At 60.7% G+C, this 22,596-nt stretch carries 17 protein-coding genes and 1 pseudogene; 1 reads left to right on the plus strand and 17 read right to left on the minus strand.

Features of this window, described 5'->3' with window-relative positions:
- Window positions 1-172: 172 nt before the first annotated feature.
- The 5 genes and pseudogenes from QD408_RS26790 to QD408_RS26810 all read right to left on the minus strand — a co-directional run.
- Window positions 173-1,123: pseudogene (locus QD408_RS26790) on the minus strand (ISAs1 family transposase); the annotation flags it as partial.
- 861 nt (window positions 1,124-1,984) lie between these two features.
- Window positions 1,985-3,412: an arabinose isomerase gene (locus QD408_RS26795; RefSeq protein WP_088682388.1), complete on the minus strand. Its 1,428-nt coding sequence runs from the start codon at window positions 3,410-3,412 to the stop codon at window positions 1,985-1,987.
- Between the two features lie 26 nt (window positions 3,413-3,438).
- Window positions 3,439-4,443: an ABC transporter permease gene (locus QD408_RS26800; RefSeq protein WP_414141389.1), complete on the minus strand. Its 1,005-nt coding sequence runs from the start codon at window positions 4,441-4,443 to the stop codon at window positions 3,439-3,441.
- The gene (locus tag QD408_RS26805) at window positions 4,440-5,999 is read right to left on the minus strand and encodes a sugar ABC transporter ATP-binding protein (protein ID WP_414141390.1); all 1,560 of its coding nucleotides are present in this window, start codon (window positions 5,997-5,999) and stop codon (window positions 4,440-4,442) included. The genes QD408_RS26800 and QD408_RS26805 overlap by 4 nt, the downstream gene beginning before the upstream one ends.
- Window positions 6,000-6,021: 22 nt before the next feature.
- Window positions 6,022-7,188 carry a sugar ABC transporter substrate-binding protein gene (locus QD408_RS26810; protein ID WP_414141391.1) on the minus strand — a complete coding sequence of 389 codons (1,167 nt, stop codon included), beginning with the start codon at window positions 7,186-7,188 and terminating at the stop codon, window positions 6,022-6,024.
- 185 nt (window positions 7,189-7,373) lie between these two features.
- On the opposite strand from QD408_RS26810, the gene QD408_RS26815 reads away from it, so the two are divergent.
- Complete coding sequence (locus QD408_RS26815; protein WP_414141392.1) at window positions 7,374-8,243, plus strand: helix-turn-helix domain-containing protein; 870 nt, start codon at window positions 7,374-7,376, stop codon at window positions 8,241-8,243.
- A 1,031-nt stretch (window positions 8,244-9,274) separates the two neighbouring features.
- Here the strand turns inward: QD408_RS26815 and QD408_RS26820 are convergent.
- The 12 genes from QD408_RS26820 to QD408_RS26875 form a co-directional block, all read right to left on the minus strand.
- Window positions 9,275-9,976: an HpcH/HpaI aldolase family protein gene (locus QD408_RS26820; protein WP_414141393.1), complete on the minus strand. Its 702-nt coding sequence runs from the start codon at window positions 9,974-9,976 to the stop codon at window positions 9,275-9,277.
- A gap of 15 nt (window positions 9,977-9,991) precedes the next feature.
- Window positions 9,992-10,795, minus strand: a complete 804-nt coding sequence (locus QD408_RS26825; RefSeq protein WP_414141394.1) for an SDR family oxidoreductase — start codon at window positions 10,793-10,795, stop codon at window positions 9,992-9,994.
- Window positions 10,796-10,804: 9 nt separating this feature from the next.
- Window positions 10,805-12,481: a hydantoinase B/oxoprolinase family protein gene (locus QD408_RS26830; RefSeq protein ID WP_414141395.1), complete on the minus strand. Its 1,677-nt coding sequence runs from the start codon at window positions 12,479-12,481 to the stop codon at window positions 10,805-10,807.
- A gap of 111 nt (window positions 12,482-12,592) precedes the next feature.
- On the minus strand, window positions 12,593-14,656 hold the full coding sequence (locus tag QD408_RS26835) for a hydantoinase/oxoprolinase family protein (RefSeq protein ID WP_414141396.1): 2,064 nt from the start codon (window positions 14,654-14,656) through the stop codon (window positions 12,593-12,595).
- A 228-nt stretch (window positions 14,657-14,884) separates the two neighbouring features.
- Window positions 14,885-15,823, minus strand: a complete 939-nt coding sequence (gene nac, locus QD408_RS26840) for a nitrogen assimilation transcriptional regulator NAC (RefSeq protein ID WP_414141397.1) — start codon at window positions 15,821-15,823, stop codon at window positions 14,885-14,887.
- A 76-nt stretch (window positions 15,824-15,899) separates the two neighbouring features.
- Window positions 15,900-17,108, minus strand: a complete 1,209-nt coding sequence (locus QD408_RS26845) for an aspartate transaminase (protein ID WP_414141398.1) — start codon at window positions 17,106-17,108, stop codon at window positions 15,900-15,902.
- 41 nt (window positions 17,109-17,149) lie between these two features.
- Entirely contained in the window at window positions 17,150-17,893 is a 744-nt protein-coding gene (locus tag QD408_RS26850) for an ABC transporter ATP-binding protein (protein ID WP_414141399.1), read from the minus strand.
- Complete coding sequence (locus tag QD408_RS26855) at window positions 17,883-18,656, minus strand: ABC transporter ATP-binding protein (protein WP_414141400.1); 774 nt, start codon at window positions 18,654-18,656, stop codon at window positions 17,883-17,885. The genes QD408_RS26850 and QD408_RS26855 overlap by 11 nt, the downstream gene beginning before the upstream one ends.
- Window positions 18,653-19,639, minus strand: coding sequence for a branched-chain amino acid ABC transporter permease (locus QD408_RS26860; protein WP_088682400.1), 987 nt, complete (start codon window positions 19,637-19,639; stop codon window positions 18,653-18,655). The genes QD408_RS26855 and QD408_RS26860 overlap by 4 nt, the downstream gene beginning before the upstream one ends.
- A 42-nt stretch (window positions 19,640-19,681) precedes the next feature.
- Complete coding sequence (locus tag QD408_RS26865) at window positions 19,682-20,554, minus strand: branched-chain amino acid ABC transporter permease (protein WP_414141401.1); 873 nt, start codon at window positions 20,552-20,554, stop codon at window positions 19,682-19,684.
- A 22-nt stretch (window positions 20,555-20,576) separates the two neighbouring features.
- Entirely contained in the window at window positions 20,577-21,770 is a 1,194-nt protein-coding gene (locus QD408_RS26870) for an ABC transporter substrate-binding protein (protein WP_414141402.1), read from the minus strand.
- Between the two features lie 447 nt (window positions 21,771-22,217).
- Window positions 22,218-22,596, minus strand: a 379-nt coding sequence (locus QD408_RS26875) for an electron transfer flavoprotein subunit alpha/FixB family protein (RefSeq protein ID WP_414141403.1), incomplete at its 5' end; no start/stop codon positions are given.

Below are 22,596 nucleotides of genomic sequence, written 5' to 3' on the forward strand. Positions count from 1 at the left end.
CTCCCGTCCTGCCTGGATCGCCCGCCTTGCCAGGCAGCAAAGGCGCAATTCTCGACCATTGCGACTCGTTCAACTCGTATCGCTTCACCGCCATCAAGGCCTCCGTGCGTCACACGGGTACTCTATGAATCAGTGATCAACTGATTTGGGAATCCTGAATGTCGATTGGTCCTAGCACCCAATGCAATCGGTTCTCGATCCCCCAGTGGGCGCGCACGGCGGCGGCGAAGGTTTTCGGGGTGAGTTTGGCGGACGACAGATAATAGCGTCTTTCGGTCTCGACCTTGCCGCCCCGCTCGGTGCGACTTTCCACCATTGCGATCATGGCGAGATGGGGAAAGCGCGGTTCATCGGGATATCGGCGGTCGGAGGTCAGCCAATCGACGTCGTGGCAGACGGTGTGCCGGCGCTGCTCGATCCGGCCATGATCATTCTCGACAGTTGCCGTGTCCGTTTCGATCATATCGGCGGGCGGATCGGCAAAGAAGCGCGCGACGTCGTCATGGGCGGCGGGCCGGTTGGCTTTGAGGGCAAGGAGATAATCACCGCCGCGCCGGACGATCGTCTCGGCAATGGCTGACTGAGTGCCCATGGCATCGATGGTGACGATGGCACCGGTCAACTCAAGCCGTTCCAAGAGAAGCGGGATAGCGGTGATCTCGTTTGATTTGACGTCGGTCGCCTCCTGGCCGAGAACCAGCCGCTGCCGGGTTGCCCATGCCGACACCATATGCAGCGGCTCTCGCCCCTGGCCGCGCGCGTGGGTGCGCCGGGATGTCTTGCCATCGATCGCGATGACGTCCGGATCGCCATCGCGCAACGTGTCGACCCATGAGGTGAAGCAGGATTTGAACAGCTCCGGATCGAGTGCGTTGATAACATCGTTCAACGTGTCGTGGGATGGCAGCCCGCGTTCGAAGGGCAGGAACCGCCGCAGAAACTCCATCCGCTCCTCGCCCCAAAGGCGGATCTCGACGAAATCCTCCATGCCGGAAAGCGTCGCACACAGCACAAGCAGCAGAACCTCCGGCAGCGGATAAACCACCCGCCAACACTGTCGCGGGTCGGAAAGCACCGAAAAATGATCAAGAATGGCGCGTGACGATGTGTGAGAGGCTGACATGAACGGCTCCGTCGATTCGAAGCTCCTCATGAATCACACCCGCACCTCTCTGCGCCACAACGAAATGCAAAGCTGAAGCGATTGCCCTGGAAATAGAATGTACCCCGCTACACATTTTTATCGCATATAGTATTTATGGAACTTTTGGCAGTTTTCCGGCTGCACAGAACAGGTTTGGCATCTTGTTGAGTGATCAACCGTGCGCCGCGCTGACGTGAAAATATCCTTAATCGACTCATTGCTACAGCGCGATGGCTTCTGGTTCCGACAAGCGAGCCAGCCGGCGATTGTTAGGCGCCCGAAGTCGATCACCGCCAAGTTGCGTCCAATCGTGGCCAAGCTTCTTCACCTTTCTTTTCCTTAGCTGCCGCAATCTACCAGCCACATTGTATGGGAAGAGCAAGCTCGCGATTGTCCTTATTTGGAGATTACGATGAGGAACCGGTTCGCGAAACTGCCTTCCAATGTTGCAAATCCGGCGTGGAACATCAGCCGGGTATCGTGCTGTTTCGCACGAATTGGCGGCTGCTGACAAAGCGTGAGCCCAGTACGAGTGTAGTCCGCGGCGACTCTATGGCTATCGGTCGTCTGTTGAAGTTCAATCCGCTCCTGCTGCTTGGCGTCGCTTGCGCCTCCTCGCGTTCTGCTGTGGCCATGAATAGGGGCTGCAGCTCGCCGCACAGCGCGCCGTTCGACCCCTCCTGCGCAAGGGTGGCAAAGTCCTGCAAGACTTATTATCACCGTCAAGCACTCTCCTCGCACCTGTCGATCGAGATCGCAGAAATGCAATCGGGTACCGCGATTCTAGGAAAATTCTTGGCGAGGCATCAAGGACTTTCCTCTGACAACGCGCTTAGCGATTTAACAGACCTTGACGACATCGAGTTTCAGAAGCCTGCCCAGCTTGCTGATGCGCTTGGCGATATGCCCAACCCCCACGGCGCAATGATGTGCCGGGCCTTGCTCGTTCCAGGACTCGACGAACGCCCTTGCACCTATCGGAAATTCGTACCGGCTATTGGTGTTGCCGATTTCGAGGATCGGGCCGGGCACGGATTGCCCCTCGGCGCAAACCAGCTTGAGCGCACCGGCGCTCTCCACCACCGACAGCAGCGTCACCGGCCCATGCTTGACCGACATCTCGACGCTGACGCCGGAGCCGACCTTTCCATGGTAGACTTGCAGCGGGCGTATCTTCGTCCTGCCCTCGGCGATCCGCGTATGCCCGGGACCATCGTGCCCCATCAGCACGATATCGGCGTCGAAATCCATTGCATAGTATTCTGTGAAGGATCCGCCGGCGCCGAAGCTGTCCATGATCTTCATCGCCTGGGCGTTCTTGATCTCGTACTCGCCGGCAACGGGAATTCCGTCGGCGGTCAGCATGGAGCAGCCGACAATGATCGAGGTGATGACGTCCTCATACTCATGGCCGGGCACGGATTCGTAGTAGTAGGCAAGCGATCCGAGACGCTTGCTGTCGACGAGCTTGCGAAGAGCGACAGCCGTTTTCGCCGCGCGGGCAAGTTCGGTGGAGTTGCAGTCGGACTGTACGTCGAAATCAGATCGGATCCTTTCAAGGCTCGCAGCGATCTCGGCTTCCGTCACCTCGCGTCTCAACCTCGCAAGTTCATCGATCTCAAGCACTTCGATATGCGTCCCGAATGCGGTGCTTTGAGCTGTAAGGTCCGAATAGATGTCCAGCATGCCATTGTAGTAACGCCCCATCACGCCGAGGCGATTGTGCGCCATGACGTGGGCGACGCGGGCCGCCTCGATCCAGTCCTCGATCTCCTCGTCGACGATTGGATCGCCGCTCAGGACGCCGGTGACTTGATGAAACTCGATCCCCGCGCGCGTGAAGACATTTGCAATCTCAGGCACAGGGCAGGCTGCGCAGTGGGCAAGCCATTCCCCGGTCATGACGGTTCGGTCGCCGAGCGCATTGAAGGTGGAATAGTCGATCGCCGAGGTCGGCTGCAGGTTGAGGATGATCACCGGCACCTTGGCCCGCCGGACGACGGGGAGGACCGTCGACGACAAGGCGTAGGTGGTAATATAAAGAAAGATGATGTCGACGTCGGCTTCCCGGAAGGCGTGACCTGCGTCCAGCGCCTTTTCCGGCGTGTCGATGAGGCCGAGATTGACAACTTCAACGCCGGGGCGCGCCAACTTGTCGGCGACGACCTCCACGTAACCGCGCAGACGTTTTTCCAGGCCATCGAACTGCGGCCAGTAGGCCTCCAAGCCGATCCCGAACAGGCCGGCCTTCAAAGGGCGTTCAATCATCTCAATTCTCCAGAATATAATGCGGATCAGCCCTGCAGTCGGACTCGAAGCTGGTCGAGGCCCACCGCCAGGAGCAGGACGACCCCGCGCGTCACGTCCTGCCAAAAGCTCGAGACGTTCATCAAGGTGAGGCCGTTGTTCAACGTTCCCAGGATGAGGACGGCAATCAGCGTTCCCCAGACGCTGCCCCTCCCTCCAAACAGGCTTGTTCCTCCGAGGATGATCGCTGCGATGATCGTCAGAAGATGCTGGCGTGCGGCGTTGGGCGCGGCTGCGCCGAGCATGGCGGCAAGCACGATGCCTGCTGCGGCTCCCGAGATGCCGGAGACCACGTAGAGGATCATTTGCGTGCGCTCGACGGGAACGCCGAGCAAACTGCTGGCCTCCGGATTGCCTCCGGACGCGTAGACGAACCTGCCGAACGGCGTCTTGGAAAGTACCAGCCACAACACCAGGAACACGACCAGCATCAGGATCACGGGAAACGGAACGGACAGTAGGCGGCCCGACCCCAGCCAGTTGAAGGCCGGCACGAAAAGCGGTTTGCTCAAGCCACCTGTCATCACCATGGACAGACCGGAAAAAATGCTCATCGTTCCCAGGGTAACGATCAGCGGATTGAGGCGAAGCCGGGTGACGATCACGCCGTTGAGCACCCCAACGCTGCCACCTATGACCAGGGCCACGATGCAACCGAGCCAGATATTGATGCCGCTTGCATGCGCAAGGGCGACGATCACACCGGCAAGCCCGGCCACCGCGGCGACGGACAGATCGAGCCCTCCGCCGATGATCAGCGGTGTACCGGCCGCCGCCATCAGGCCGATGAAGGCCATGTTCGTACCGATGTTGGCGAGATTGCTGATTGTGAGAAAGAATGGAGACAGCAGCGCGAATGCTATGAGAAGCACGACGTAGAAGCCGAGCAGGAGCACGATTCCGGCCGTCGGCCTCGCCAGCATATCGGCTGCAGGACGACGTCGGGCTGCCGGGGCCGGCGCATGCGCCGCGACTAAATTCGACTTGCTCATAGCTTCTCCCCGTTCATAACGTCCGCCAAGGGACGCGCTTCTGCTGCTTGCATCAATTCGGCCGCGGTCGCCTCTGATCCGAGCTCTGCGACGACGCGTCCGCCCTCCAGTACGATCATGCGGTCGGCGAGGCCTGCAATCTCCTCGGCGTCCGAGGAGACGAGCAGGATACCCAGCCCGTCCAGGGCAAGGCGGCGGATCTCTTCGTAGATTTCCCGCCGGGCGCCGAGGTCGACGCCGCGCGTAGGCTCCTCGAGAACAAGGAGCCTGGGTTTCCCGAGCAGCCACCGTGCAAGGCAGACCTTTTGCTGGTTGCCGCCGGATAGCAGCCGCACCTCCTGCTCAGGCCCGGTGGTCTTCACGCGCAACGCCTTGATCCAATGCGCCGATATCGCTCGCTCGCGCTTCTGATCGATGACTCCCGATCGGGTAAAGAGACTGAGATAGGGAAGCGTCGTATTGGCGCGGACCGACAGGTTTCCGATCAGGCCCTGCTGCTTGCGTTCCGCCGCCACGAAGGCCATCCCGCTGCGAATGCTCGCCTTCGGGGTCGACAGTTCTGCCGCAGCACCGTTCATTTCCAGCGAACGAACCTTCGCGGCGGGTTCGGCGCCGTAAACCGCGCGGCCCAGCTTCTCGATCCCGGAGCCGATTAGACCGAACACCCCCAGCACCTCCCCGCGGCCGATGGTGAACGAGACATCGTCCAGCCAGCCAGGTTGCGACAATCCCTTGACGGCAAGCACGACCTCGTCCGACGGGGATGCGGATTTCTCGGGGAAGAGATCTCCGAGATCGCTTCCGAGCATTGCCCGGAGAACCTCCTGATGACTGGTCGCGGAGGTCTGGAACTCTCCCTTGACCTCGCCGTCACGCAGCACAACGATGCGGTCGGACAGGCGAAAGACTTCGTCGAGATAATGAGAGATGTAGACGATCGTGACGCCATCGGCACGAAGCGAGGCGATGACGCCGAATAGCGTTTCGGCATCCGCTTCCCCAAGCGCCGCAGTCGGCTCGTCCATGATCAGAATGCGCGCTTGCCCGGCCAACGCCCTGGCGATTTCGACGAGCCGCTGTTCGGGGAGGGACAGCAACCCCATTCTCCGTTCCGCGGAAATATGCTCGACCTTCAACCGGGTCAAAAGCTCTCTGGCCTGTCGAAGCATCTCCCCCCGGTTCACGAACGTCACACCCGCGATCTTGCGCGTCGGCATGGAACCGAGCGCGATGTTTTCGGCGACCGACAGGTCCGGATGAACCGAGATCTCCTGCGGCATCAGACGCACACCCGAAGCGATCGCGTCTCGGGCGGAGATGATGTCGACTGCCTCACCGTCGATTTCGATCTTGCCGTCGTCACACGCATAGACGCCGGACAGGATCTTCATGAGCGTGGACTTGCCGGCGCCGTTCGCCCCGAGAAGCGCCACGACCTCGCCGGGATAGGCCGAGAAAGCCACGTTCTTCAGAACCTGGCTGCTGGAAAAGGATTTTGTGACGTTCGTCAGCTGGAGCCGCGGTACGCGGCTCCCGTTGCTTGCAGCGCTTGGCATCGAAGCCTCCGACAATCGAGGATCATTGCTGGGGAAGAATTGCCTCGTAGCCCTTCAACCAGTCCTGCTTTTTCAGATCGGAGAGATAGGTGGCGAATTGAGCCTCCGGGAAGGTGTAGCCGTCCGCCTCGCCCGCGCATTCAAACTCCTTGTAGAATTTGCAGATATTGGACTTCGTTACCATCTGATGGGTGACGAAGGTGGCCTCTGGAACCTCTTTGCCGGCAAGAGACGAAAGCGCGATCGGAATGAGGTAGTTTCCGTAGCTGCCCGGAAACGACCCCGTCGCCGCGACGAGTTTAGGATCGGTGGCGAGCGCTTCGGCCTCGTCGGCGCCATTGCCGACCGCGATCGCCTGATCGACGCGCCCGGCTGCTCTCACCGCCTGCAACATGCCCATGGTCGCCTGATCGTTGATCGCGATGATCATGATCGGAGCGCCCGGCGGGATACGCCCGAGCACGTTGTTCATCTGCGTGTAGGATTCCTGCAACGTGTTTTTCGTGTCGATCTCGATGATGTGGTCGGCCGGGAAGTCCTTTGTCAGGGACAGGAAGCCGGCGCGCTGCCCATCGGTGCGCATACGCGGGATGACGCCGGATTGGGGCAGTGCACCGATCACGAGATAGCCATTGTTGACATCTGCGCCAAACTGTTTCGCCGCGGCGGTTGCGAGATAGGAGCCACCCATGAAGCCCGACTTCGGATTGTTGACGCCGAAGAAACTTGCGCCCGGCATTGGAATATCGATCGCGGTCACCTTGGTGCCGTCGGCCTTGAAGACGTCCATCACCGTCTGCCCAAAGTTTGCATCCGTCTGGAACTCGATGACGTAGTCTACCTTGCGCTCGGCGAAGGACTTGGCGTTGGCGAGCGCCGTCGGGCCGTCGAGCCTGTTGTCGGCGATGACGAGATCGATGCCGGCTGCGTCCGCGTTCGCTTGAATACCCTTTTCGACCAACACGCCGAAGGCGATGTCGCGCTGCAGGTTTGCAAAGCCGATACTGTATTTCGTGCCGTTCTTCGGCGGCGTCACTTTCGAGGCATCGGCGACCATCGCCTTGAGGGCGTCGGCCGACAGCATGCTGCCATCGAACTTGGCCGGGTCGAAGCCGTGGAAATCGTCGGCATAAACACTGGTTGCCGCCAGGCAAGCGGCTACGACCAGAAATCTGGTTGGGATTTTCATGTTTTCCTCCTCCGGCTGCTGCCCTCCCCGGCAGCAGTGATCTTCATCGCTTCAGCACCCTCCAACGTGTCTTGGTTTCGCGCTGAGATCTGGACCCTACCACCGGCCGATTGCCTTGACACGGAGCCAAAAACCGCAAAAGTGATCATTTGCATACAAATAATGATCTTAGTGGGCTGAACATCGTGACGCAGAATTACTTTGTCTACATGCCGGAAAACAGGGTATCTGCAGCATGGGGATGCACGGCAATATCCATCGGCTATACGGAAATTGCGCCGCACTCAAACTATCCCCCGAGCCGCCATCCCGACGACCATCATTTCAGCTGGTCGCGAGGCCGCATCCTCCAGGCATACCAAATCGTTCTGATCAGTTCCGGGCGCGGCAAGCTCGAATTCGGCAGTGGCCGGCGACAAGTGACCATCAACGCCGGAACGATCTTTCTGCTATTTCCAGGCGTCTGGCATAGGTTTGCGCCCGATGTTCAAAGCGGCTGGACGGAGCATTGGATCGAATGCCGAGGAAACGCCTTCGATTTCGCTCTGGATTCCGGGCTGGTCTCGACAGAGAGACCGAACTACTCGGCCAGCCCGGAGGCGATCGGCACCTTTGCCACGATCCACGGGCTTGCTCAGCAGGACCCGCTTGCCAACCAACTGGTCGTTTCCACCCTCGGACTACAGTTGCTGGCCCTGCTTTGTAAGCCCGACGACATGGCCGCGGATGCCAGCGCCCGGCTGATAGACAGAGCGCGGATGATCCTCATGGAGAGATATGGCTCAAACCAGCCGGTCCAGGACGTCGCCGCGGAACTCGGCGTCAGCTACCCCTATTTCCGAAAGCTCTTTCGCCAGCAGACAGGCATGTCGGCAAAGACCTACCAGATGACGGTGCGTATCAAGCGCGCGCGTGATTTCCTTGTTAACACCGACAAGTCGGTGAAGGAGATCGCGGGATTATTGGGCTTTCACTCAGCTTTTCACTTTTCAAGCCAGTTCAAGGAAATTGTCGGTCTTGCACCGAGCGAATTCCGTTCCCGTTCGAGAGGTTGAAGTCGAGCGAGAAGTAGGACCTCCCCAATGCGAATTTTCACGGCCTCTTCCGGAGAGGAATGCACAGTTAGAGCAACCCTTTGCTTGGAGGACCCGTCACGCGGGGATTCCGGCTGCGGTTGAAAGGAATCGAACCGGGGTTGCGGTAGCGACAATCAGCAAACTGGCCAATTCACTGAAAATTCCGCCTCCGACGTCCTTTCGGAGCAAACAGGGCTCGCGGGAGAGCCATCTGACAGAATGAGGCGAGAAGCTTCTTCGTGTTGTGCCGGAACCAGTTCCGCACCTGATCGCTGTGATGGCGCCAGGCCACCAGATGGGTATTGTATTGGTCCGCCGCGCGACCCATTACCGATGCCTTCAGGCCGGTCTTGGCTGCCGCGATCATCCCGCTAGCAATCGCCAGGAGGCGGATTTCGTGATTGTGATGCCAGCGGCAATCGTCGTCGGTGAGTGTGCGAACTTGGTGGCATACAAGATGTAGGTCTTCGAGCTTGACAAGCTCTTCGTTGGTTTTGACGCCGCCGCACCATCAGAGGCCGTGATTATCGACGGCAGCTGCCTAGACAGTGATTGATGTTCGCAAAAGAATAGCGCCTAATAGTTTTACGCAGGGCAGTGAAGGATTTTCACAGCTGGGTCTAGACCCGGCGATCCGATTTCGCGAGGACAAGAATGAGTGAATGGCCGATGCAGAGTGACGGATTTTCACAGACCTCTGCTGCCTGAACGCGGTCAACCGGCTGGCTACGCAGCGATCATGTCACGCTATGACCTAATCTTACCGTCGCCCATCCGGGCGGCCGATATCTCTGACCGACATCACCCGATTTCAATAACCGAGGCATGGCCAATGCTGACGCCGCGGTATCGTCCGGAGCCTGCGCTTGGCGCTCATCTGGAATTTGCCTTCCGATACGAAGGCGTTGATCTCCAGGCGTTGTCAGCCCTATTTGAGACCATTGGCGGAGATCGAGGCTATCATTCGGGCAACGCCATCGTTGCTTTCACGCGCCGCCTTTAGTGCCCCCTCACCGCGTCAATGTCTGTTTGATACCGGCAATCCCGCGGCGCAGGAAAGGATCAGTGTGGATGTAGAAGAACTGAACGCCCTTCTGAAACCAGTGAGGCAGTTCATCGGCGGTCGCCAGCGTGCCCGCAATTTTGCCGGCTGCGCGGATCTTGTCGACGGCGACGGCGACCTTGTCGATCACCGCTGCCGGACGCGGTTCGCCGAAGGGCGGCGCCGGCGGATAGCCCATATTCTGCGAAAGATCGCCGGGTCCGATGAAAAAGACATCGATACCGTCGACCTTCAGCATCTCCTCGAGATTGTCGATGGCATCCACCGTCTCGATCATCGCCACCACCAGGCGCTTGTCGAAGTCGGACGGAAGAGCGTAACGCACCGCTTCGACGATGGCGCGCGCCTGCTCTGCCGTGCCCACCATCGGAACCATGATCCCGTCGGCGCCGGCATTCAGGTAGCGGATGATGATCGGGCGCTCGTGCGAGTGCGGCCGGATGATCGCCGCGCCGCCGACCGAGCGGACGATCTGCGCGGTCATGCGCACATCTTCAAAGCTCCAGCTTCCGTGTTCGCAGTCGACGAAGACGGAATCGGCGCCGAGCTCCACCAGTCGGCCAGCAAGGCCCGACGATACGTGGTGCGGCGTATACATGGTGACCGCCTCGCCGGCCAACAGCCGCGCGCGCAACTTCGCTCCGTTCATCATGTCCTCCCAATTCTACTTTTCCGGCAGATCCGGCGTATCGGCGGGCGCGCCGACCCAACGGGCAATTTCGATATCCGCAGACGTGTCCCGCATGAATGTCGGGCAGATGTGAAGTTCCGGAATCACAGCGCTCTTGTTCAGGCTGGCGCACAGCGCGATCGCGCGAGCGACGTCGTGAGGATCCATCATGACGGCACGTTCCTCCTGCAAAGGCGGCCGCGCGCGATTGTCCATGATCGGCGTATTCGTCTCGCCGGGGAGGATCGTCGTGGCGCGGATACCCTGATTGCGATAGGTGTTGTGCAGGAAGGTCATGAAGTTCTTCACGCCGGCCTTGGCCGCACCGTAGGCCGCGCCGCCCAGCAGGTTGGGATTGATCACGGCAAGCGACGAAACTGTGATGATCGTCCCCTCGCCGTTCGCGATCATATCGGGAAGGACTGCCTGGGTCAGGTTGAAGACGGCCGTCAGGTTGACGTTGATGGTCGAATTCCACTCGGCCTCGCTCAAGAAACGCGCATTCAGCACTTTGCTTGCGCTGCCGGCATTGTTCACCAGGATGTCGACGGGTCCGACGCTATCCTTGATCTGCTTCACGACCGCAAAGACCTCTTCGCGCGTCTCGATATCGAGTACCTGCGCAACGGCCTTGCCACCAGCCTGTTCTACCAAGGCCGCCACATCGCGTAGCGGTTCGATCCGCCGCCCGGTCAGCACGACGGTGGCGCCGTCCTTTGCCAGCAGCAGGGCGGTCTCGCGACCGATCCCGGAGCCGGCTCCCGTCACGAGAGCGATTTTTCCTTGCAGACGTCCCATGGCTTTCCCCTATTCTGCCGCAGCAGCGATCGGGCCAGAATAGCCGTAAATGTCTCTCGCAGCCTTCGCGGTGATCAGCTTCTCGGAAAGATCCTGTGCGATGAGGTCCCGTGAACGATCGCTCGCATGCCCCCAGCCGCCGCCGCCGGGGGTCTCTACCTCCAGACGCTCTCCCGTCTTCAAGACCACCTTGCCTTTCGGGAATTGAGGCTTGCCTTCCTTCATGACCTTTCCGGCCGATCCGCTCTGCCCCTCGACGACGCCGAAGCAGGGATGGCGGACACGCTCGGAGGCGAGGTAGATGTTCATCGGGTTCTTGCCGAGGTTCCGCAGCACGACACGCTGGCCGAGACCGCCGCGATGTTTGCCTGCTCCGCCGGAGTCGGCGATCAGTTCCTTTCGCTCCGTCAGGACGGGAACCGCAACCTCGAACATCTCGATGGCCGTTACCTTGCAGTTCGAGGGGAAGCTCAGCGTGTCCAGACCGTCGAATTCGGCTCGGGCGCCCTGTCCGCCATGGAAATTCTGGACGGATCCATATTGCGAACCGTCATTGCGCTGACCGACGCAATTGGCGGCCCAGATCGGGGCGCCGCCGCTGTCGCCCATAACCTTCTCGGGCACGACGCCTTCAAGCGCCTTGAAGATCAGCGAAGGGATGACGTGCCCGATCAGGTTTCGCGAGTTGCCTGCCGTCCATGCCTGCGGATTGAGGATGCAGCCGAGCGGCGCCTCATCGGTGATCGGAATGATGCAGCCCTCGTTGTTCGGAGTTTCGGGGTCGAGCAGGCACTTCAGGGCATAGACCGAATGGGCGTAGCGGTAGTTCGTCCGGCAGTTGATCGAGTGCAGAACCTGATCGGACGTGCCGGTATAGTCGACGTGAACAGAGTCGTCCCGGATGATGACCGAAGCCTTCAGCGTCACGTCGACGTCGTAACCGTCGAGCAGAACCTCGGCGGCGTAGCTGCCGTTCGGCCATTCCCGGATTGCCTTGCGCGTCTGCGCTTCGGAGCGGGAATGGATGGCGGCGGCCAGGCCCTCGACGTCGTCGAGACCATACTCGTCGAGGAATTTGACGAGTTCGCGGCCCATGACGTTGTTGGCGGCGATCATCGATTCCAGATCGCCCCGCACCTCTGTGGGAAGGCGGACCGAGGCTTCGATGATGTCGAAAACATCCTGGTTCGGAACGCCGGCCTTCAGCAGCTTGACGATCGGGAAGCGGATGCCCTCTTCGTAGATGTCGCTCGCTTCGGAATGCAGAGGCGCACCGCCGATATCGGGAAGATGGGCGATGGAGCCGGCATAGGCGACGACCTTGCCGTTCTTGAAGATCGGCGTGATCATCGTGACGTCGGGAAGATGACCGGTGCCGATCTCCGGGTCGTTGGTGGCCAGAACATCGCCCTCTTCGAGCCTGTCCGCCGGGAATTTGGGTAGAAAGTAGTTCTGGGCGGCGGCAGGGAGCGAGGTAATGAAAACCGGGATCGACCAGGTGCATTGCGCCAGCGCCCGTCCCCTGCTGTCCAGCAGGACGGTGACGTAGTCGTGGTTCTCGCGCACGATCGGCGAGAACGCCGTCTTGCCGAGAACGTTGTCGGCCTGGTCGGCGATGAAGATCAGGCGGTTCCACATGACCTGAAGGTTGATCGGGTCGTTGAAATCGGTGGCGGGTTTCGACATCTGAGTCCCCCTTAGAGCAATTCCAGGCAAAGCGCGAAGCGCTTTTGCCGGGTGTTGCGTAAAAACAAAAGGATAGAGCGGTTCGGCGCTTCCGTTAAAAGCTGAACCGCTCTAGCGAATGTTGATCACGAGATTGCCATGGGCATCGACGTGGAAGATGCCGCTCGGGCCGACGACCGCGGTCGATTCACGCTGCTCGACGATTGCCGGCCCCTTGATCTCTTCGCCGACCGGCAGCTTGTAGTGGTCGTAGACCGCAGTCTCGGCGAAGGCGCCGATCTCCTGGAAATAGACCTGACGGCTGCCCTTCCTCGCGTCGGCAATGACGGTTTCGTGCGGGCGCGTCACCTGATCCTTTTCGCCGCTGGCGCGCAGGCGCCAGGTGATGACCTCCAGCGGCGCTGCAACCGTACGGCCGAACAGCTCGCGGTACAGCTTGAAGAAGTTGCCGCGAAGCTCGCCAAGGAATTCCTCCTTCGGCAGGGCCCGGTCGGGCAGAACCACGGTGATTTCATGGCCCTGGCCGACATGGCGCATATCGACGGTATAGCGGTTGCTGATCGTATCCTTCGGGACGCCCGCCGCCGACACGACCTCGGCGCCCTGGGACGAAAGCTCGTCCAGCAGACGGTTCATCGCCTGGACGTTCCAGGCGTCGAGCGCCATCGGATGGCTTGCGGACAGATCGACCGCTACGGGAGCGATCAGCAGGCCGATTGCCGAGCTTACACCTGCACCGGTTGGGCAGATGATACGGGAAATGCCGAGCTTGCGGGCGATGCCATAGGCGTGGACCGGGCCGGCGCCGCCGAACGCGACCATCGGCAGCGAGCGGGGATCGATGCCGAGATCGGTTGCATGCATGGCGGCGGCCTTGCTCATGGACTCGTTGACGAGGTCATGGATGCCCCATGCGCAGCGTTCGACCGAGACCTCGAGCGAGGCGGCAAGTTTGGCCATCGCCGCGTGAGCGGCCTCTCTGGAAACCTTGAACGACCCGCCGACGAAAGATTCGGTGCCCATGTAGCCGAGCAGAATGTCAGCATCCGTGACGGTCGGCTGGGTGCCGCCGCGCTGATAGGCGGCCGGTCCGGGCATCGCACCTGCCGAATGCGGACCGACGTCGAGCAGGCCGAGCGAGTTCCGGGCTGCGATCGAGCCGCCGCCCGCGCCGATCTCGATCATCTGAATCGACTGGATTTTCAGCGGAAAGCCGGATCCCTTGCGGAAGCGCTGATAGTGGGCGACTTCGAGGTCGGTGCCGACATTCGGTTCACCATTCGGGATCAGGCAAAGCTTGGCGGTCGTGCCGCCCATGTCGAAGGACAGGACGCTCGCCTCCCCTGCCGTGCGACCAAACTCGGCCGCAGCCACCGCGCCGGCCGCCGGGCCTGACTCGATCAGGCGCACCGGCAGTTCCGCGGCACGCCGGCTCGGCACTAGACCGCCCGACGACGTCATCCAGAGGACCTGGCGATCGATGCCCTTCGCGGCGAATTCGCGCTGGAGATGAGCGACATGGCCGGCCATCTGCGGCCGGGTATAGGCGTTGACAACAGTTGTAGAGGCGCGGTCGAACTCGCGCATTTCAGGGCAGACTTCGGACGAGAGCGAGACGAAGATGTCGGGGTCTTCTTCACGCAGCAGCGCAGCGACACGCTGTTCGTGCTGCGGATATTTGTAGGCATGGAGAAGGCAGACGGCTACGGAGCGGATGCCCTTTTCCTTCAGGCGGCCGGCGATCTCGCGCACCGTTTCTTCCTTGAGCTCGGTCATGACGGAGCCGTCGGCGGCGATCCGTTCTTTCGCACCGAAGCTGTTTGCACGGGTCACCAGCGGATCGGGATATTTGATGTTCAGGTCGTAGAGGTCGTAGCGGCCTTCGTTGCGGATGCGCAGCATGTCCTGGAAGCCGTCGGTGGTGACGAAGCCAGTCTCGACACCCTTGCGCTCGAGCACGGCATTGGTGACGACGGTGGTGGCGCCCAGTACCTGCAGCTTGTCGATGGCGATGCTGCCGGCGAATTTCTCCAGCAATTCGGACACGCCCTGCACAACCGCTTCCGCCGGGTTCTTCGGCGTGCTGAGCACCTTGTGGAGATGGAGGTCGCCCTTGTCGTCCAGAAGCGCGAAATCGGTAAAGGTACCGCCCGTGTCGAAAGCCAGTTTTGCCATGTTGTCCTCGAAGCGTTCGGCGCGGGAGGCGCCGCTTTGCGGATCCGATGCCCGGACCAGTATCTGCCTGGAGGTTAGGGGAATGCCGGGCGCGTTGGCTAACACAACTACAGTCTGCCGCTATAGGGTTTGCTTATGGCGGAAGGGAGACACGACGTCGGGCTGCCGCAAGGCGGCAGGACAGCCGGCGTCATGAAAGAAAATCCGCGCCCGCGTGCCCGTTGGTCGTTAGGCCGGCTTGATTCCCGGATGATGGCTGCTCATCAGTTTCGCGACGACGTCGAGGAGAACCGAGCGCGCCGCAATGGCGGGCTCCGACAAGGGAAGGTGATCGGCGACGCAGAGCGACACGGTCGCGTCGATCACCGGCTTGGTCAGCGCCCTCACCTGTGCGCCGGAAAAGCTCGCCGTCTCCGTCACCACCGAGGCCGGGAGAATGGTCGATCCCAGCCCTTCCAGCACCGCGGCACTGAGGGCCGGAACGGACTCGATTTCCGAGACGACGTCAGGGGTTGCCCTGGCCCGCGCCAGGGCATCGTCGATCAGCCGGCGGAGCAGATGCGCCTTGCTGGGAAGCAGCAGCGGGATGTCCTGGAGGGCGGCAAGCGGAAGCGGTGCGCTGCCATCGCCGGGAAGCTCGATGCCCGGCGGCGAGACCAGGAACATTTCCTCGCGGAACAATGGCTGCAGGGTGACGCCCTTGATGGGGGTGGCTGCATAGATCAGCGCCATGTCCATCTTGCCGGTCATGATCAGCTCGCTCAGGATCTGGCCGAAACTGTCATTGATGTGGACGACGATATGGGGATGCCTCGCTTTCATCTCCTTCAGGATCGGCAGCGACAAGGCGCTTGACGAGGAATAGGTGGCGAGCCCGATCGAGACCCGGCCCGCCACCGATTTGGCGGCCTGATCGATGTCGACCTGCGTCTGCTCGATCTGCTTCAGCATCAATTGCGCGTGCCGGTAGAGGATAAGCCCCGCCTCCGTCGGCGTAATGCCGACATTGCTGCGGATCAGAAGCTTATGCTTGAAGTGCGCCTCGAGAGCAGCGATCTGTTGCGACAACGCCGGCTGTGCCGTCCTCAGAATGCTTGCCGCTCGCGATACGCTGCCGGTATCGACGATCTTGACGAAGCTCCTCAGTTTTCGGAAATCGACGCTCATGGCCACCGGCTTGTTGTTTCATGCAAAACGTAAAGCCTGCGGCCGGAGGGACGCAAGTCCCACCGGCCTTTCGCGGTTAACGCAGCGCGGCAACCGCCCGTTCGATGCGGTCGCATGCCTGCGTGATCGTCTCCATCGACGTCGCGATCGAGAGGCGGAAATGCGGCGATACGCCGTAAGCTGCCCCCTGCAGCGCCGCGACCCCGACGCCATCGAGCAGGTAGAGCACAAAATCGAGATCCGTCTCGATCGTCTTGCCGTCAGGCGTCTTCCTGCCGATGACGCCGGCACAGTTCGGAAACAGATAGAAAGCCCCATCCGGCACGAGGCAGGAAAGACCAGACACGGCATTGAGCCGTGCGCATGCGTAGTCCCGCCGCTCCTTGTAGACCTTCACGCTTTCGGCGACGAATGACTGGTCCGAAGACAGCGCATAGGCGGCGGCGGCCTGACTGACCGATGACGGGCAGGATGACATCTGCGACTGCAGTTTGTTGATGGCTGCGATCAGCCCGGCCGGTCCCGCCGCGTAGCCGATCCGCCACCCGGTCATGGCATAGGACTTGGAAACGCCGTTGGTCAGCAGGATACGCTCCTTCAGTTGCGGGACGGCGGCGGCGAGCGTCGTCATCGGCTCATCCTTGAACCATACCTGGTCGTAAATATCGTCGGAGAGCACGGAGACGTGGGGATGGCGCAGCAGCACCTCACCGAGCGCTTCCAGTTCGCGCCTGTCATAGGCGGCACCGGTCGGATTGGACGGGGCGTTGAGCACCAACCACAGGGTCTTCGGCGTGATCGCCCTTTCCAAAGCCTCCGGCGTCAGCTTGAAGCCCATTTCCTGCGGGCATTCGACAATGACCGGCTTGCCATCGTTGGCGATCACCATATCGGGATAGGAAACCCAGTAGGGGGCCGGAATGATCACCTCGGCATCGTTCTCGACGCTGGCCATCAGCGCGAGAAAGAGTATCTGCTTGGCGCCGCCGCCTACGCAGATTTCGTTGTCGGCGTAGCTGAGCCCAAGCCGCCGCTTGATATCGCCGATGATTGCCTTGCGCAGGGCAGGCGTGCCGTTGACGGCGGTATATTTCGTTTCGCCTCTGTCGATGGCGGCGTGCGCTGCGGCCTTGATATTCTCCGGCGTGTCGAAGTCCGGTTCGCCGACCGTCAGATCGACGATGTCGCGACCCGCCGCCTTCAGTTCGCGCGCCCGGGCGGCCGCTGCCGTGCTTGGCGAAACCTTGATTCTGGACACGCGTGATGCGGGCACAAAGGTGCTCATTGGGATTTCCTCGTTCTATTCTTTGAGAGGCGAGATCGCCTTCAGTGGACGGCTTCAGTTTCGCCGCGCATCTTGCCGGTCAGGAAAAGTTCGCCGAGTTCGTCATGGGTGATGTCTTTCGGCAGCCCATCCCAGATGACCTTGCCAAGTCTCAGGATGACCGCGCGTTGCGCCACTTCCATGGCTTTCTTGGTGTTCTGCTCGACGAGCAGGATCGTCATGCCGTCTGCGTGAAGCCGAAGAAGCTCGTTGAAGACGATGCCGATCGCGGCCGGCGACAGCCCGACGGACGGTTCGTCGACCAGCAGCACCTTCGGCCGCTGCAGCACCGCCATCGCCACTTCAAGCAATTGCTGCTCGCCGCCGGACATGTTTCCGGCCAGCGTCGCGCGGCGCGTCTTGAGGATAGGAAACAGGTCGTAGACATAATCGCGGTCGGCCTTCACCTTGGCGTCGCGGAGGGTATAGGCCGCCATCTGAAGGTTCTCGTCGACGGTCATGACGGGGAAGTTGCAGCGCCCCTGAGGCACGAAGGAAATCCCCTCGCCCAGAATGGCTCTCGACTTGCAGCCGGCAATGTTCTTGCCACGCCAATCGATATTGCCCTGCTTGATCGTCGTCATGCCGTAGAGCGTCTTGAGAAGAGTGGACTTTCCCGCTCCATTCGGCCCCATCAGCGCCACGAACTGCCCGGCGGGCACGTCAAGATCGACGCCGTTGAGGATATCCAGATTGCCGTAACCTGCACGGAGGTCACGGATCAAAAGGTTCGAGTTAGCCGCCAAGATAGGCCTCCCTGACGCGCTGGTCCTGAATGATGTCGCCGGGCAAGCCTTCGACGAGCTTGGCTCCCTGATCGAGCACGATGACGCGCTGGCAGATGCTCGTGACGACATCGATGTTGTGTTCGATCACCAGAAAGCTCACGCCGAGCGACTTGTTCGCATAGAGGATGGTGTCGACGACGCGCTCGATGATCTTCGGATTGATGCCGGCCATCGGCTCATCCAGCAGGATGAGCTTCGGTTCGGGCATCAGCATGGATGCGAACTGGATGAGCTTTTGCTGTCCACCCGACAGATTGCCTGCCGGCTGGTGGCGGACATCCCAAAGACCCGCCATTTTGATGAGCTCGCGGGCTCTCTCCCTGAGGCTGCCGATACGCTGGCGCGACATTCCTCCAAGCCCGAAGGTCGATGCGATGGAGGGGAAGGTGAACATCTGTCCGGCAATGACCAGGTTCTCCTCGACATCAAGCGACCGGAAGGTGACGGTCTTCTGGAAAGACCGCAGCATGCGTCCTTCCCGGGCGATGCGGTTCAAGGACCAACCGGTTATGTCCTGTCCGTCGAGCACGACCTGGCCGGCATCCGGCCGCGCAAGGCCGGTGCTGCAATCGAAGAAGGTCGATTTGCCCGAGCCGTTCGGTCCGATCAGGCCGGCGATCTCACCCCGGTCGATATGAATGCTGACATCGTTGACGGCCTTAACCGCGCCGTAGGACTTGCTGAGATTCCTGATCTCGAGAAGCGGAAGATGACGGGTCATTTCGCGCCTCCGATCGCATTCCAGAAGCGATTGATTAGTGGCGCAAATCCATTTTTGAACCAGAAGACGAGCACAAGAAGGCTGAAGCCATAGGCGATCATGCGCAATTCGGGCGTGATGCGCAGCGCTTCCGTCAGCCCCACGAAAAGCAGGCTTCCGAACACGGTGCCGGAAATCATGCCCGCCCCGCCGCCCAGCACGATGATCAGCATCGTGGTCGAATAATACATCTGGAAGGTCAGCGGGCTGACGACCGTCAGATAATAGGCATAAAGGCAGCCGCCGATCCCGGCAAACACCGCGCTGATCATGAAGACGATCAGCTTGTAGTGCCAGGTGGGAATGCCGAGAGACTCGGCAAGTGTCTCGTTCTCGCGGATCGCCACCATGTTGCGCCCGGCGGGTGAGCGGACGATCGCCCAGGCCGCCAAGGTGGCAAGGGTTCCGACGATAAGGGCAAGATAATAGAAGTTCGTCGTGCCGGACACCGTGAAGGAAAGCGGACCCAACTCGACATATGGCTTTGGAATGCCCGACAGACCCATATCGCCGCGGGTGAGCGAGATCCAGTTCTTGGCGATGGCCTGGCCGATGATCACGAAACCGAGCGTGCACATCACGAAGGACGTCGAGCGAAGGCGCAAGGCGGGAATGCCGAGCGGGAGGGCAAGGGCGCCGGAAACGGCGCCGGCAGCGATGAGGTTGACGTAGAACGGCGTTCCGTAAGTGACGGCGAGAAGGCCCGCCGTATAGGCGCCGATGCCGAAGAACGCAGCCTGGGCCAAGGAGAGAAGGCCGGTGTAGCCCACAAGCAGATTGAGCCCATGCGCCGGAAGCATGAAAATCAGGGCGATGATCAGGGAATGGGTGATGTAGCGGCTGCCGATGAACGGCGCGGCAAGCGCCAGGGCGATGAGGACGGCGGCGAGCGGTATGCGAAGGTCGCGCCTGCGTGCCTGTTGGGCGGTTTCCGTGAGAGACATGTCGGGTCCTCGGCGTTCGAGAAAGGTCGGCGGGCGCCGTGGCTAGAAGCGCGCCTGCGTCGAAAAGAGGCCGTGCGGTCGCCACATCAGCATCAAGATCAGCGTGGCGAAGCCGACGGTGTCGCGAAATTGCAGACCGACATAGGTGGCGACCAGGCTCTCGGCAACGCCGAGGATCATCGCCGCGACGAAAGTGCCGCGCACATTCCCCAAACCGCCCATGATGATGATCGGCAATGTCTTGAAGGTGATCAGCTCGCCCATGCCGCCATAGACGCTGACATTGACCGGCGCCGTCAGGACCCCTGAAAGCGCCGCAAGGCCTGCCCCCAGCATGAAGGTCCGAAGCACCACCTGCGGCACGTCGATACCGACGACGCCGCAGCACTCGACATTCTGGGAAACGGCGCGCATCGCCATTCCCAGGCGGGTGTAGGTGACCATCAGTTCGAGGCCGATGAACACCAGCAGACAGACGACGAGAATGAGAATGCGCTGCTGAGCCAGGCTGAAGCCGACGATGGAAACCGGTTCGATATAGCCTCCGGCGAAGAACTTGTAGCCTCCGCCGAAGACGAGAATGATGGTGTTCTGCAGGATCAGCGCGATGCCGAGGGTGGCGAGTACGCCGGACTCCGCCGGTGCACCGACCATCCGGCGCATGATCAACTGCCCGACCACATAGGCAACGACGATCGTCGCAAGAACCCCCACGACGATCGACGCCTCGTAGGACAGGCCGAGATAGTCGATCGCAAACCACGCCCCGAACGTGCCGAGCATGTAGTATTCGCCGTGAGCAAAGTTGATGGCTCTCAGCACGCCGAAAATCATGGTCATGCCGACGGCGACGATTGCATAAACGGAACCGGTCACGATTCCATTCACAGACTGCTCGAATATGGTCGAGAGCATGGGCGTACCTCCTCCCGGCAGATCAGTTGGCGGGGTATTGAATGTCCGCCGTATATGCACCCTTGATGCTCGGCTTGCCGTTCTCGATCTGCAGCAGGATCATCGGCAGGCGGGCCTGGTTATGGTCGTCGAAAGTGACTTCGCCGACGGGGCTTTTATACTTGATCTTGGAGAGTGCGTCGCGAACCTTCACCTTGTCGGCGCTGCCGGCCTGCTTGATTGCGGCTGCGAGGAGATTGACGGTATCCCAGTGAACGTAGGCGTGGTTGTTCGGCGCCTCGTTGTAGGTGGCCGTGAACTTCTCGACGAAGGCTTTGCTTTCCGGCGAATCAAACTGCGGAAGCCAGGCGGCTGCCTCGACGGCGCCCTCGAGCGCTGACGGGGCAGACTTGATGGTCTTTTCGGTGTTGAACTCGCCATTGCCGATCAGCGTGACCTTACCGGCCAATCCGAGTTCGATCATCTGGCGGGCGATGATGGGTGTCGTATCGGCGAGACCGTACATGATGATGGCCTGGGCGCCGTTGTCGCGGATCTTTGCGAGCACGCTGCGGAAGTCGACTTCGCCTTCCTTGTAGTAGTCTTCGCTGAGGATCTCTCCCTTGAAATCGGGCAGGTACTTCTTCGTGAATGTGATGGCCGAGCGGCCATAGTCGCTGTCGACGGAGAGCACGGCAAACTTGGTGAAGCCACGCTGCTCGGCGGCATATTTGGCGACGATCAGCGCCCGGTTCTCATCCGTCGGATAGTTGCGGTAGGTCCATTTGAAGCCGCCGACACCGGCCTGATAGGTGATCTTCGGGTTCGACGACGCCGCATTCAGGAGAAGCACTTCAGCATCTTCCGCGACGGGTTGGATGGCGAGCGTCACCGAACTGGAAACGTCACCGATGAGGAAGTCGACCCCCTCCTGGTCGATCAGACGACGGGCGGCCGAAACGCCTTCGACCGGTGTGCCCTGGCTGTCGGCATTGAAGAGTTCGATTTTCATCCCATCGACGCCGCCGGCATCGTTGATGTTCTTGACGGCGAGTTCGGCGCCATGCATCGAAAATGCGCCGTAGCGCGCATTCGGGCCGCTCATCGGCGCAACGAGTCCGAGCTTGATCGTGCCGTCCGCTGCCAGCGCGCCAGCCGGCAGGCCGGAAACGGCAACCGCCAGCGAAAGGGCTGCTGTAGAAAGGAAAAGTGCTCTGCGGCTTACGGTAAGTTTCATGTTCCCACTCCATGTTCTCGGGTGCAAACGCTTGGGCGTATGGCCCAGCGTACTCCTGACCGCTTTGCGCGGTTCTTATGGCGTCAGCCCAGCGCTGACACCGTCACAGTAGGTTCAGGAAAGCGTCGCTGGCCAACACAACTCCATTCTGCCGCTATAGCGTTTATTTATAGCGAACCGATCTATTCGGCATTGCCGATTGACCCGTCGATGTTTCACACAGCTGGGTGCGCCTCCCAAGAAACTGCAGTGCAGCAAAAGTCGGCTGCGCCGCACGATAAACATTCGCGCAGGTGCCTCGGATAACTCAGGCTCGACGAACGGCCCAAAAGCCAATAAATACGATTTGACGGTCGACCGTGCTGCAACTGGTACGCAGCTCTCGAAACGTGAGACCCGTCATTCGACGCCTGGCTTGCAGTTGATGGGAATCGAACCTGCGACCGCTTAAATCGCCTTTTGCAATTCCGGCAGTGCGTCGAAGAGATCGGCGACGAGGCCGTAGTCGGCGACCTGGAAGATCGGCGCCTCCTCGTCCTTGTTGATGGCGACGATCACCTTACTGTCCTTCATGCCGGCCAGATGCTGGATCGCCCCGGAAATGCCGGCGGCGATATAGAGATCGGGCGCAACCACCTTGCCGGTCTGGCCGACCTGCCAGTCGTTCGGCGCATAGCCGGCATCGACGGCCGCACGACTTGCACCGACGGCGGCGCCGAGCTTGTCGGCAACCGGCAGGATGACTTCCTTGAACTTCTCGGCAGAACCGAGCGCCCGGCCACCCGAGATGATGATCTTCGCCGAGGTCAGTTCCGGACGTTCAGAG

It is taken from the genome of Rhizobium sp. BR 249 (assembly GCF_047445895.1).
GTDB lineage: Bacteria > Pseudomonadota > Alphaproteobacteria > Rhizobiales > Rhizobiaceae > Rhizobium.